We start from the raw sequence: 12191 nt of genomic DNA, 5'->3' as shown, positions 1-12191 counted from the left end.
CCTACTCCCCATATGTCGCATCTATATTCTCTTTTACAAAGGTTTCCTCGGTCCTTCCGCTTGCTATAAGCTGCTTATTAACCATAATTACATGATCGAAATATTCGCACAGGGTATTTAAATCATGGTGTACCGCTATAATGGTCTTTCCCTCTTTTTTAAACTCCCTCATTGTTTCTATAATTATATTCTCTGTTTTCTTATCAACTCCTGCAAGCGGTTCATCCATAAAGTAAATAAGGGCATTCTGAGCAATTGCCCTTGCTATGAATACCCTTTGTTTTTGTCCACCTGAAAGTTCTGAAATCTGTCTGGATGCAAAATCTTCCATTTTCATTTTTTTCAATGCTTCCAAAGCTTTTTCTTTTTCAGAAGCATTTACTCTTTTAAATAAACCAAGTCCCGCATATCTTCCCATTGTCACCACATCAATTACCGTAGTGGGAAAATTCCAGTTTACCGTGGTGGTCTGAGGTATATAAGCAATCTGCTTATATACCTCCTTGTAAGACTTACCCATAATACTTACTTTACCTGAAATAGGTTTCATAAGCCCAAGTATTCCCTTCATCAATGTGGATTTCCCGGCTCCGTTAGGTCCTATTATTGCAGTAATGCTTCCCTCATAGATATCAAGATCCATATCCCATATCACAGGAATATCCGTATATGCCATTGTAAAGTCTTCCAAATGTATCAATACTTTTTCCATATCAAACCTCAAAGGTACTATTTTAAATTATCGGTAATCAGTTTTACATTATGCTTATACATATCAATATATGTATCGCCGTCTTCTCCCTTCGGTGCCAATGAATCCGAGAACAACTCATTTCCTTCACCGCTTACAATCTTTACATCAGCTCCCTTTGCAGCCGCACCTTCTCTTAACTTTTCCATACGGGCAGGATCGGTTGTAGATTCCGCAAATATAGCTTTTATTTTATGTTCCACTATAAAATCTATAGTTTCCTGTATATCCTGATTTGCCACCTCCGATTCGGTGCTTACACCTTGAGGTGCTTTTACTTCTATATCATATGCTCTTGAGAAATAATTAAATGCATCATGAGGCGTGATCAAATATCTGCTCTCCTTAGGTATTGAAGAAATATTCTCCTTTACATACTCATCAAGCTTTGTAAGTTCCTCCAAGTACTTTGTCTTATTCTCTTCATACTGATCCTTATATTCCGGATTTAAATTTTCAAGTGATTCACCTGCAGCTTCAACCGCCATTTTATAGAGTCCTATGTCAAACCAGAAATGCGGATCTGTAATAACCTGACCGTCTTCATCCATTGTTCCTATGCGATCTTTCGGAAAATTTCTGCTTACAGCCTCACCTTTAGCCTCAAGTGCTTCCACCATTTTCCCTTCAAAATGAAGGCCGTGATAAAGAGTAAGATCTGAAGAACTAAGTTTTGTATAGTCCTCAGGCTTTGCAACATATAGATGCGGATCCTCTCCGGCAGGTATTATAAGCTCCACATTAACAGTGTCACCTGCAAGCTCTTCCACCATATCCTGTAAAAATGAAGTTGTAACGACTACATTCTTCTTATTCATGGTATCACTACCTGCTTTTGTTGTTTCCTCCATTGACTTTGCCTCTGTATTTTGTGCAGTAGCCTGAGTATCTGAAGTTTTTCCTCCCGAACATGCACAAAGTGATAAAGCCATTCCTGCGGCTGCAATAAGTATACTCAAATTTCTTTTAAACATATTATCCCTCCTAATAAATTAGGTTATTTTATTTTTATAATTAGGTCAACCTAACTATATTTTTATTTATACCTTATTTCATCCGGGAAATCAAGTGCAATACAGGATATTTTACAAATTTAATTTTTCATGTGAATACAGATAATTACAATAAAATACCTTTCCGTAAATAATATTCCGTTATTCTTTAAAATTTATTCTGTTATTTTCGCCGAAATTCAAAATTAGTTACAATATAGTAAGATAAACTTAAGCCTAAAGGACTATATTTTCCACTAAAAATACTTTAGAATATAGTCATAACATTAAAAGATTTATTTCGCAGGATAACCTGCAGAATGGAGGAACATATGATAAGAAACCATATTAAAAAAGTGGCTTCAGTTGTTTTAACGGCTTCCATGATTCTTGGAATGGCCGGTGTGGCTTTTGCCAGAAACACAAAGACAGTTGTACAGAATGTAAAGATCAAAATAAATTACGATCTTGCACCGGGTATGAATTCCGGAAACATTGATGTAGACAGTGACAGTACAGGAGTTGACAGTGTAACAGTCTCTTCTATTACAAACACAGACTTCGGTAAGAAGCCGAAAGTTACTATAAAGGTAAAGCCTGATGAGGACTATACATTCAAGGGAACACCTTCAGGTAATGTTACACTTAGTGATGCTACAGGTAAGGGTGCTACAATCTCTAAGGTTTCTACAACAAGTGGAAACATGTCAATCACAGTAACTCTTCCAAAAACAAGCGCAGGCGAGAGCGGTGCATTGGAAGTAAACGATATTTCATGGGGTGATGATGACAGTCCTGTAGTTACATGGGAAAGTGCAAATTACGCAAAGCAGTATGAAGTAAAGCTTTATCGTAACAATTCAATCAAGGACAATATCACAACATCAGGAACAAGCTATGACTTCCGCAGCAAAATCCGTGAGTACGGTAAGGGAAGCTATACTGTAAAGATTCGTGCAGCTGCAAGCAACGGTACTAAGGGTAACTGGACAGAGTCCGATGAGTTTGATGTAGATGAAGATGTTTTAGCAAGCCTTGGCGGACAGACAAGTTCAAATGGCGGAAACGGTACAGGACCTAACGGTTCAAGTGCAGGTAACACAGGTGCTTGGTTAAAGGACAATGTAGGCTGGTGGTATATCAATGCCGACAGAACATATACAACAAACAACTGGCAGCAGATAGGCGGCAACTGGTACTATTTTGATAATAGAGGTTATATGGTGACCGGTTGGCTTAAGAGCCCATATTCAGGTAAGTGGTATTGGCTCAGCACAGAGGGTGGAAGCAACCTCGGTAAGATGCTTACAAATCAGTGGGTTGATAACAACCGCTACTATGTAGACGGAAGCGGTGTTTGGACACAGAGCAGATAAAAAATTTGAGGATGTCGCATTTGCGACATCCTCTTTTTATAGTTATTTACTCAGGTGAACATCAGTTATCTAATATATCTTTTCAAATACACACCAATATTTAATCCAACTCCAATAACATAGATATAAGTTCTTGCCATCCGGTATAACGAGAACAAAATCCTCTCGGATTACGACCGGTTTCCGTGAATCCGAATTTTCTATAAAGTGCAATCGCATTTGTATTTTCAGCAACCACCTCAAGTTCCAATTGCCTATAGTCGGCAGTTTTTGCACATTCAATACATGCCTTTGTTAATGCAGTGCCTATGCCTTTTCCATAATATGCTTTTTCAATACTTATCCCTAACTCTGCACGATGTTTTACCTTGTCTTTTGATCCAACCGCAGAAATTCCTGCTAAACCTACAATTCTATCATCAACAAGCGCACAAATTTGTATCTCACAAGGGCTGTTTTCTTTATCTTCAAGGAATTTCTCTTTTTCCTCAACACTAAAGTTTATTTCATCCGGATAAGAAAGAAGGAAGTCTGTTTCTTCACGGATAATTTTAGTATTCTCAAGCACTCCCTTGGCATCGGTAATTGTTGCATTCCTTATAATACAAACCATGTTATTTTTAAGTTTTATGTTTTCGTAATATTTCAATTCTTGCCATCCTCTCTAAGAAACTATACTTTAACTGTATACCTTTCTTTTCTAAGTTTTCTATGCATTCAGCCAGATATTCACTATTATGCTCTTTGTAAATCGGACTGTCTGTAATTTCCTCTTCAAGATTATCATACTTTTCTGCTGTTTTCCCTCTATAATTTTTATCCTTCCATTCCGCAGAAACATTATATCCTCTTTTCTCCATCTCCTCCATAACTAATAAATGATATACAAATAAATGATATGGGGAATATGAAAACACATAGTCCACAGTTTTGTGTTTCTTTTTCCATCCATTGCCCCTTAGAGCACAACATTCCCTATGTTGTCCAAGCAGCTGATTTTTGGGTAATAAGCGGATAAGTTCTTCATGCCATAGTCTCATATTATTCTCCTGTTAAGAAAGTTGATTTCTCTAAATATTCATTAGGGTATTTCTTTAGTAAAGTGTTTACATAGTCAATTACAACCGTCTGACCGCTTCTCTCTTCCATATATTCATTTAATATATCAAATAATATCCGTTTTTCCATTATGCTTGCTTCTTTTTTGAAATATCCCCATATATGAAGAACGGCATTACTAAAATCTTTTTTACTCTCCTTCATATCTCTTGCTTCCTGTATTTTTTTGTTTACCCATAAAACATCCGGTTCTTTTTCCCTCAAATACGCCCTTATCTCCAGATATGCTTTATGAGATTTGCTTAGCACATAATATTTATTTTTTGCCCATAACTCTTCACATTCTTTTCTTATATCTTTATATCTCATATACACGCCTCTTTTAAAATATTCATATATACACCTTAGTATTTTATCTATAAATCCGATATTGTTTTCTTTTCATTCATAAAAAGATTACCCGTATCTACAGATAATCTTTTTAAGCCTAATATCTATCAAACTTTTATCACTAAATCATTTAAGTAATTTTCCAAATCAGATTTATTGCATAGCCTAATAAAACGACAATACATAAACTGATTAGATTTACTATATTATTAGACATCCATGAAAAACCCTTAATCGGTTTTTGATTATCATAGAATTTTTTATCACTAATAATGCCTTCTTTAGTCAAATATTTTCGTTGAAACAAAGCTCCTAAAATGCTGTCAATCAAAGTCCCTAAGAATGCTGTCAAAGTCACAAATGCAACCCCCTGATATCCGAACTGTGGAAAAGCAAGCCAAGCCGATAAAAATCCTCCTGCAAATCCTGCAAAAAATCCTACCCGGCTGACTCCGCCTGAAACTCCTCGTTGAATACTTTTTCCGGTGATGATGCTAAAAACCTTTCCCTTACCGAGCACACCGATTTCTGAAGAAAATGTGTCAGCATTTGCCGCTGCAAAAACCACAAAACTCAGTAGCAAAAACTCAATATTCTCCGGTGAAAAATATTTACAAAATACCAGTATACAAGCAGGCAAAGAGTTGCATACAACCTGCTTCCATGTTCTGGCACCTCCGGATTCTTGAAATCGATTCGCTTCCAACTTTCGGTCATTTTTAATTTTGCTTACAATGCTTCCAAGAAAGTAAAAAGTATAAAGGCTCATAGCAATCCACACACCACCCAACAGATAAAGTGTTATTGCCGTCAAAATTGCAGCTATAACCCCATCGGGAGTCAACAATCTAAACTTAAGACTTAACAAAAGAACACCGGCAGAAAATATAAAGTAGACAAAAAAGAAGATATCTCCATAATAAAACGCCAAGGTCGCAAAAAGTGCCGAACCAAGAGGCAGAGTCAAATTATCTGAGCCTTTAGTTCCCACAGCTTCAATAAATGCAGATAATAACCCGTTGCAAAGACCGATTATGTAAACCGTTCCAATTCCTATCCGTACAATATTCTTTTGTTCTCCAATAGTTAAAATAGTTATAATTGTAACTGCAGTTGCCACGATAAAAACCGTCACACTTCCTGCCAAGGTTTTCGGTGCAAAAGAATATTGTCTTCTTCCCCCGAATTTTTTGCCGACTAATGCAGCCAAGCCATCACCATAAGCCATAATCAAGATTCCGATTATCGGAAAGATATTCCAACCGGTAGCAAAATGAACTGCCACCGCAACACAAAGGCTGATTGAATAGTATACCGTTCCCCAACTGTCATCCTGTCTTTCCATAGAGGAAATCAATTTATACTTTCGGCTCAATATATTAATAATGATAAACACCGCCGGAACGAATATTGCCGCTTTGACATCGGTAAAAAAAACAGAAATAAAAATCCAATTTCCTACCATAATATGAATGAATTTACGGCTTAGTTCACCTTGATTCTTCCTAAAAATAATTGTAGAAAAACCGATTACTAAAAAAATATATAAAAAAGAGAGTCCTATTAACAATATATCCATAGCTTTCCTATCCTAACCTTCAGTTAGCCTTTCATTGTTCTGTATTTACTTCTTCATAGTTGAAATTCTCACTTTTAAATTTCTCAATATGGGCGGATACTGTTTTTAGTAAATCTCTCTTCCTCTTGGAGTTCGTGTAACATCTTTTTGTAAAACAATTATAATTGTTTTCTCTCACCTCTTCTAAGATATCCTGATAATATACAGCCGCAGCTGTCACTGGAAAAATCGCATCAAAACTGAACATATACAAATGCTTATAAAATTCATCATAGTAATGCTTGGACAGCAGAGCCGTCTCTTCCCAAAGACTAACTATATTATCTTCTACCCTAAAATTTGATTTGAAAAACAAATGCCTTATTGATAAAGTACTCGGTAAAGCAGATAAATTTTCTAAATCTTTCCTTGTAACACTATATTTTTTCATAAAGGTTTGTGGGATATAGACTCTGTTTCTATCTCTCAAATCTTCTCCAATATCTCTGAGAATATTTGTAATCTGCATAGCAATACCCAAAGATTCACAAATCGATTCATATTTTCCGTCAGCTTTATCGCCTCGAAGCATCGGTGCCAACATCAAGCCTACCGTACCTGCAACCTTTTTACAATACAGAATTAAATCTTCTTTATCCTCAATGATTTTAAAATTAATATCACTTCGCTGTCCGTCAATTTGCTCAAGCAATGCTTCAAGTGGAATTTTACGAATTCTAACGGCATTCTCAAATGCAAGCCACCAAGCATATTTTTTATAATGTTCTTCCTGTCTTCTCCTCTCATACAAGGACTTCACTTCTTCTTCCAAAGCATTTAAGAGTTGAAGCTTCATCACCTTACTATGAGATTTTGTATCCGCTAAATCATCGGCATATCGACAAAAAGCATATACCGCCGCTATATCCAAAAACTTTGCTCTCTCAATTTTACCAAAAGCCGCATAGAAACTTGAAGCACATTTTCTCATAATTGATTCCGCTACCTGATATGATGATTCTATATTCATGAGAAATCCGCTCCTTCCACATCAAGACGGAGTTCCTGTGCACATATTTTTCCACTCTGCATGACAATCGGTACACCTGCTCCCGGGTGAGTACTGCTGCCTGTAAAATACAAACCTTCGCAGGAAAGACATTTTGCCTGAGGTCTCAAATGATTGCTTTGCATCAAAGTAGGTTGCAATCCGAAAGTCGCACCTCGGTAGGCATTGAACGAAGTCATAAAATCTCGTGGTGTAAAATATCTCTCCGAGGAAATTTTATCTCTCAAATTTTTTAGTGCAGGTAACTTCTCCAAAGTTGAAATTGCCTGCTCTCTATAATAATTTACAGTTTCATCATCCCATTCATACTGTGATGCCACAACATCCGATACCGGAATAAGCAGGTAAAAAGAAGACTTGCCTTCAGGTGCCATCGACGGATCCACATTTGAAGGAATGTGAAGATATACTGATGGCTCTTTAATCTTACTTCCGTCAAAGATACTTTCCAAATTTGAATCCAAATCATTTGCGATTACAAAGGTGTGTGCAGCAAGCTCAGGATAAACTCCTTCAACTCCCCAATAAAACACAAGGCAGGAGCAGGAATAATCCATAGCATCTATTTTAGCCGAATTATACTTACCCCTACAGGCATCATCACGAATCAGATGTTTCATTGCATAGGGGAAATCGGCATTACAAATCACATAATCAGACAGAATTTCTTTCCCTGAAACTGAAATTCCTTTCACCTTTTTATCTTTAGTAATAATTTTTTCTACAGGCATATCGTAATGAATCACTCCTCCAAGTTCTTCAAACAGTTTTGCCATTTGACTAGCCATCGTAAACATTCCACCCTTGATAAACCAAACTCCGTAAAGTAACTCAATCATCGGAATAATATTATATAAAGAAGGTCCCTTCTTTGGAGAAACTCCGATATAGAGTGTCTGGAAGCTAAGCATCTGTTGAAGGTCTTTATCGGGTATGAACTTTGACATCATTTGGTCGGCACTGTCAAAAGTTTTCAATTTCAGTGCATTCCAAAGAACCTTCGGATTATAAAAATCACGCCTGTGCCTAAAAGGTCTTGTGATAAAATGCTCCAAGGCAATTTGATAACGCTTATAAATCGAACTGAGATAATCATAGAATCCCCTCGAATTTACAAAGCCCTTATTCTCAAAAATATTATGCAGTTCTTCCAAATCGTTGGAAAGTGAATAAAATCTTAAAGGCGACGAATTAAAATAGACATGATACATCGGATTCAATTTGGACATGGGAATATAGTCGTCCGGATTGCGTCCTGCGATTTCAAAAATCTCTCGATAGATTGACGGCATCATAACCAATGTCGGTCCCACATCAAAAGAATGCCCTTCGAATTCCAATCGATGCATCTTTCCCCCGGGAACAGCATTTTTCTCATAGATTTCCACCTGATACCCAACATTTTGAAGACGAATTGCTGCCGAAAGTCCGCCTATTCCGGCTCCTATAACCAATACTCTTTTCATGATCCTCCTCCAATAGCGGTTTTATCCGCCTCAAAAAATCACTACGAGAATCATCGGCTCGTGTCTCCCATATGGGACAATGAATCGCAGTAATAAAATATTAATAATTTTTATATATGAAATATCTAATTTGGTTATTATAGTAAAATCGTTTTCAAATGTCAACAAATGTACTTAACGATTTCAATCTAAATTCTTCTCCTAAATGCTTCTTTCCATTTTCCGAAATAAAAAAGAAGTATCGGCGATTTGCTTCTACTTCCTTTTCGTACAATAAACTCGGATTTATCTATATTTTCTCATAATATATCTCAGTTTTGGAGTTTCAATTACTTCATCAACCACAAATCCAAGCTTATCATAAATCTGCTTTGCATTTTTATTAAAATCAAAAACAGTTAAAGAAATGCTTCTAATATTTTTATCTTTGAAAATAAAATCTATAAATTCTTTCAATGCCTCTGTTCCAAAACCCAATCCTGTTTTTTTAGGATTTAATACAAATCTACCTATATGAATATTATCTTCTTCGATTCGAACCTCTTGTATCATTCCGATGAACTCTTCTTCATTGAAAATAGAAAATTTATTTTCCAATTTTTCAATTTTCTCATAGTTCAACGGATATGAAACTTGTGTACCCATCCATTGCTCCTGAAAGACAGAACCCAGTTCATTGGACCAACTACATAAAAGTTCAATATTATTTTTATTGATTCCTTTCTCAATTCTAATTCCCATCTTCAATTTCCTCAAATTCTTCATTTAACCTGACTATACTTGTTCCTGTTATGATTTTCTTTTAATTATAAATGCATTATCTGCTTTTTCAAAATCTATTTTAGGATAATAATTCATAGCGGGATTTGCTGAAAGTAGTATTAGCGATACTTTTTCTCCTATATGCTCTCTCACCTTTTCTATAAGTTTTTTTCCAACACCTTGTTTTTGATACTCTTTTTTTACTGCTAAATCTGAAAGATAACAGCAGTAGCTAAAGTCTGTAACACATCTTGCAAGCCCTATAAGTTCCCCATTATTGTAAGCAAAGTAGATAAGATTTGCATTTTCAAACATAGACCTTATACGCTCTTTTTCTTTTGTAGGTCTTATTATACCCGAGCTTTCAAATACTTCAATTATTTTTCTATATCAAAGTTTCTTGCAATCTCATAAGTTATCATATTTTTTCCTTTCTTTAAAACACAGTCATAATTTTATTCTTGGCTTATATTCTAACAACTCTAAACTACATTATTTTAAAAATTATAGATTATCCTCATTTTACATACTACATCTGAAATGCCGTTATCCAAAAGCATATCCCGGCTATAAGCGAAATCGGAGTCATAACATATTTTTCTTTCCTACTTTTTGAAATCATATTCATAATAGTATTAAGAGATAGGTAAACGGCAAAAAAGAAACAAATATATTTAGTAACCTTAAAAGGAAACCACAAGGAAATAAAGCCTCCGGCTTGCAATATAATTATCATCGCAAAAATTTGGATAGCCACTGAAATAACTGCAACAACTCTAAGTTTCTTTGGTAATATTTTATATTGTCCACCCATTGTAAACTCACCCAAAGGCAAACCGCAGGCAACAAGAACTGTCATAATTGCTATAACTCCAAACAATACCGCCCCCAATATTGAAAACATAAATCAATACTCTCCCTTCGCAAAATATATCTACTAAACTCATCCGGTTGATTTTCAGTTGTAATTACCTCATAAAAGCATTTAACAATCTTTAAAAAATCTTTGATTATAATCATACTATATACTCTAAATAAAGCATACTCAAATTTTTATATTAAAGTATGAGCAATACAAAATATATCTTACCTAAAAAAAGAATTAAGAAAAACATCTTTTACAAAAATCTTGATTAAATGTTCTTCTTAATTCTATAAATTATAAATCTATATTTTTATCTTGCAGGATATTTTCTTCTGAATCCCTCAAACCACTCAAGGTATTTAGCCACATTTGCTTTATTCTCAGGATCTTCATCAAACTCTTTAGTTTCTACATCGACTCTCTCTTTGTCCTCAGCCGATAAAGCTCTCTCGGCAAATGTATATACTACTTCATCCTCTTTTCCTATATGTCTGTTAAGAAGTGTAGCATATCCGGCAGCATTTGTGATTATATCGAGCTTATTTAACGTGGACGGATCTTTTTCATATCTGTCGGCAGCTTCTAAAAGCTCGTTCATATGAAGTCTTCCAAGGTCATGCTCTACAAGCATACCGTTTCTGATAAGTTTATCTGCTACAGGACCCAGCTTTTCAAGCATTATTTTGAAAAGGATTTTCTCTTCCTTTCCGTGATGAAGGTGGTCCGCATATGTCTTACCGAAAGCCACGCATTCTTTTACGAGCTTCGCATCTACTTCATTTCCCTCTATGATTGAGCAGCACATAGACTTCATGCTCTTGCAAAACTCTACTATATTCTTGTGTTCATCTACTAAAATTTCTATTCCGTACATATTACTCCCTTACTAACTTATATGAGCCATTTCCCAAAGCGTAATATGTCAGACCGCTACCGTCAAACACGCCTTCAATCATGGCATTTCTTATTTCATAAAACAGTGCTACATTTGCACCTACTTCGTCCCAGTACTGCTTGTGAATATCTACAGTTTCCTGCCACATAAGCTCATCACTGTCCTCATTCACAACCATATTTACACCGTCGCATGGCATTCCGCTTACAAATGTATTCTCATAATACTCAAAACCGTCAACAGGAGAAGCTCCGCTTTCGATAGCATTCTCTTTGCCGAAAGCTCTTGCGCGCTCACATATAATGCCGATTGCATCAGCATTTCCCTCTGTAAGATTCTTTGCAACATATGCAAGTCTTCTCTCTACTATGGCTATCTTATCCTGTAACCAACCATGTATATTTGTCGGATCAATTATATTTCCAAGATCGCCCTCAGGAAGTGAACCGAACTTCTCATCTATATCGGCAAGAGCCGCTACATTCAAGCCCTTATCCTTTGCTGTTGCTATTAAAGCATTTGTTAAATCGTTTTGTATCTTTATCTTTCTAAAAAGCCAATGATGTATTGGACCCAGTATTGCACTCATATCTTTATTCCTTTACTTAATTTATTTTATCTTTCTAACGGGAAAACTACTGTAAGCTGCATTTTAAAGCTCTCAATCGCATGAACCGAATGCGGCTTTCTTGCCGGCATCACCACGCTCTCTCCTGCATTTAATATATATTCTTTTCCGTCTACAATAAACTTTCCTGTTCCCTCAAGCACTGTAACCAAAGCATCTCCGTCAGACTCATGAGTTGAAATTTCCTCACCCTTTGTAAATGCGAAAACTGTAATGCTGACATACTTGTTCTGTGCCAAGGTCTTTGAAACCACCTGTCCGTCTGTTGCCTGAACCAAATCAGCCAACTTTAAAACTTCTTCATGGTTAATATTCTTTAAAAACTTATCCATATTCTTCTCCTTTATGGTAAAAAGCTTTAACCTTCATTACTCTTTCAG

15 protein-coding genes are annotated in these 12191 nt (G+C 35.9%); 1 reads left to right on the top strand and 14 read right to left on the bottom strand.

The genetic code is table 11. The annotated features are described in order from the left end of the window. Position 1: 1 nt before the first annotated feature. Together HMPREF1135_RS13190 and HMPREF1135_RS13185 are read right to left on the bottom strand one after the other, a co-directional pair. Positions 2–712, bottom strand: a complete 711-nt coding sequence (locus HMPREF1135_RS13190) for a metal ABC transporter ATP-binding protein (RefSeq protein WP_007596019.1) — start codon at positions 710–712, stop codon at positions 2–4. A 17-nt stretch (positions 713–729) separates the two neighbouring features. After that, the gene (locus HMPREF1135_RS13185; protein ID WP_007596016.1) at positions 730–1725 is read right to left on the bottom strand and encodes a metal ABC transporter solute-binding protein, Zn/Mn family; all 996 of its coding nucleotides are present in this window, start codon (positions 1723–1725) and stop codon (positions 730–732) included. A 350-nt stretch (positions 1726–2075) separates the two neighbouring features. On the opposite strand from HMPREF1135_RS13185, the gene HMPREF1135_RS13180 reads away from it, so the two are divergent. Continuing rightward, positions 2076–3119 carry a cell wall-binding protein gene (locus tag HMPREF1135_RS13180; protein WP_007596013.1) on the top strand — a complete coding sequence of 348 codons (1044 nt, stop codon included), beginning with the start codon at positions 2076–2078 and terminating at the stop codon, positions 3117–3119. Between the two features lie 100 nt (positions 3120–3219). On the opposite strand, the gene HMPREF1135_RS13175 is transcribed toward HMPREF1135_RS13180, so the two are convergent. From HMPREF1135_RS13175 to HMPREF1135_RS13120, 12 genes are all read right to left on the bottom strand, one after another. Next, positions 3220–3768, bottom strand: a complete 549-nt coding sequence (locus HMPREF1135_RS13175) for a GNAT family N-acetyltransferase (protein ID WP_007596011.1) — start codon at positions 3766–3768, stop codon at positions 3220–3222. Continuing rightward, positions 3740–4159: a TIGR02328 family protein gene (locus tag HMPREF1135_RS13170; RefSeq protein WP_007596010.1), complete on the bottom strand. Its 420-nt coding sequence runs from the start codon at positions 4157–4159 to the stop codon at positions 3740–3742. Before HMPREF1135_RS13170 ends, HMPREF1135_RS13175 begins: the two co-directional genes overlap by 29 nt. Position 4160: 1 nt before the next feature. Then, a complete protein-coding gene (locus HMPREF1135_RS13165) occupies positions 4161–4547 on the bottom strand; it encodes a YbgA family protein (RefSeq protein ID WP_007596007.1) in 387 nt (128 codons plus the stop codon). 151 nt (positions 4548–4698) lie between these two features. Then, positions 4699–6147, bottom strand: a complete 1449-nt coding sequence (locus tag HMPREF1135_RS13160; protein WP_007596004.1) for a DUF92 domain-containing protein — start codon at positions 6145–6147, stop codon at positions 4699–4701. A gap of 31 nt (positions 6148–6178) precedes the next feature. Beyond that, on the bottom strand, positions 6179–7156 hold the full coding sequence (locus tag HMPREF1135_RS13155) for a phytoene/squalene synthase family protein (protein ID WP_007596003.1): 978 nt from the start codon (positions 7154–7156) through the stop codon (positions 6179–6181). Next, a complete protein-coding gene (locus HMPREF1135_RS13150; protein ID WP_007596001.1) occupies positions 7153–8661 on the bottom strand; it encodes a phytoene desaturase family protein in 1509 nt (502 codons plus the stop codon). The genes HMPREF1135_RS13155 and HMPREF1135_RS13150 overlap by 4 nt, the downstream gene beginning before the upstream one ends. A gap of 285 nt (positions 8662–8946) precedes the next feature. Then, a complete protein-coding gene (locus HMPREF1135_RS13145; RefSeq protein WP_007596000.1) occupies positions 8947–9402 on the bottom strand; it encodes a GNAT family N-acetyltransferase in 456 nt (151 codons plus the stop codon). 48 nt (positions 9403–9450) lie between these two features. Then, the gene (locus HMPREF1135_RS13140) at positions 9451–9738 is read right to left on the bottom strand and encodes a GNAT family N-acetyltransferase (RefSeq protein WP_007595998.1); all 288 of its coding nucleotides are present in this window, start codon (positions 9736–9738) and stop codon (positions 9451–9453) included. Positions 9739–9952: 214 nt separating this feature from the next. Beyond that, the gene (locus tag HMPREF1135_RS13135; RefSeq protein ID WP_007595996.1) at positions 9953–10327 is read right to left on the bottom strand and encodes a hypothetical protein; all 375 of its coding nucleotides are present in this window, start codon (positions 10325–10327) and stop codon (positions 9953–9955) included. 271 nt (positions 10328–10598) lie between these two features. Beyond that, positions 10599–11162, bottom strand: a complete 564-nt coding sequence (locus HMPREF1135_RS13130; protein ID WP_007595991.1) for a hemerythrin domain-containing protein — start codon at positions 11160–11162, stop codon at positions 10599–10601. Between the two features lies 1 nt (position 11163). After that, on the bottom strand, positions 11164–11772 hold the full coding sequence (locus HMPREF1135_RS13125; protein WP_007595989.1) for a hypothetical protein: 609 nt from the start codon (positions 11770–11772) through the stop codon (positions 11164–11166). Between the two features lie 26 nt (positions 11773–11798). Beyond that, positions 11799–12143: a cupin domain-containing protein gene (locus HMPREF1135_RS13120; protein WP_007595987.1), complete on the bottom strand. Its 345-nt coding sequence runs from the start codon at positions 12141–12143 to the stop codon at positions 11799–11801. Positions 12144–12191 lie beyond the last annotated feature (48 nt).

The organism is Lachnoanaerobaculum sp. OBRC5-5 (assembly GCF_000296385.1).
Taxonomy (GTDB): Bacteria; Bacillota; Clostridia; order Lachnospirales; family Lachnospiraceae; genus Lachnoanaerobaculum.
Note: the sequence above shows the minus strand (reverse complement) of the source record. Positions and strands in the feature narration are given on the sequence as shown.

Excerpts from the sequence above, each read along its gene's own strand:
- HMPREF1135_RS13145 (WP_007596000.1), bottom strand. The coding sequence starts at position 9,402 with ATGGGAATTAGAATTGAGAAAGGAATCAATAAAAATAATATTGAACTT.
- HMPREF1135_RS13190 (WP_007596019.1), bottom strand. The coding sequence starts at position 712 with ATGGAAAAAGTATTGATACATTTGGAAGACTTTACAATGGCATATACG.
- HMPREF1135_RS13155 (WP_007596003.1), bottom strand. The coding sequence starts at position 7,156 with ATGAATATAGAATCATCATATCAGGTAGCGGAATCAATTATGAGAAAA.
- HMPREF1135_RS13135 (WP_007595996.1), bottom strand. The coding sequence starts at position 10,327 with ATGTTTTCAATATTGGGGGCGGTATTGTTTGGAGTTATAGCAATTATG.
- HMPREF1135_RS13150 (WP_007596001.1), bottom strand. The coding sequence starts at position 8,661 with ATGAAAAGAGTATTGGTTATAGGAGCCGGAATAGGCGGACTTTCGGCA.
- HMPREF1135_RS13130 (WP_007595991.1), bottom strand. The coding sequence starts at position 11,162 with ATGTACGGAATAGAAATTTTAGTAGATGAACACAAGAATATAGTAGAG.
- HMPREF1135_RS13170 (WP_007596010.1), bottom strand. The coding sequence starts at position 4,159 with ATGAGACTATGGCATGAAGAACTTATCCGCTTATTACCCAAAAATCAG.
- HMPREF1135_RS13125 (WP_007595989.1), bottom strand. The coding sequence starts at position 11,772 with ATGAGTGCAATACTGGGTCCAATACATCATTGGCTTTTTAGAAAGATA.
- HMPREF1135_RS13185 (WP_007596016.1), bottom strand. The coding sequence starts at position 1,725 with ATGTTTAAAAGAAATTTGAGTATACTTATTGCAGCCGCAGGAATGGCT.
- HMPREF1135_RS13140 (WP_007595998.1), bottom strand. The coding sequence starts at position 9,738 with ATGTTTGAAAATGCAAATCTTATCTACTTTGCTTACAATAATGGGGAA.
- HMPREF1135_RS13120 (WP_007595987.1), bottom strand. The coding sequence starts at position 12,143 with ATGGATAAGTTTTTAAAGAATATTAACCATGAAGAAGTTTTAAAGTTG.
- HMPREF1135_RS13180 (WP_007596013.1), top strand. The coding sequence starts at position 2,076 with ATGATAAGAAACCATATTAAAAAAGTGGCTTCAGTTGTTTTAACGGCT.
- HMPREF1135_RS13160 (WP_007596004.1), bottom strand. The coding sequence starts at position 6,147 with ATGGATATATTGTTAATAGGACTCTCTTTTTTATATATTTTTTTAGTA.
- HMPREF1135_RS13165 (WP_007596007.1), bottom strand. The coding sequence starts at position 4,547 with ATGAGATATAAAGATATAAGAAAAGAATGTGAAGAGTTATGGGCAAAA.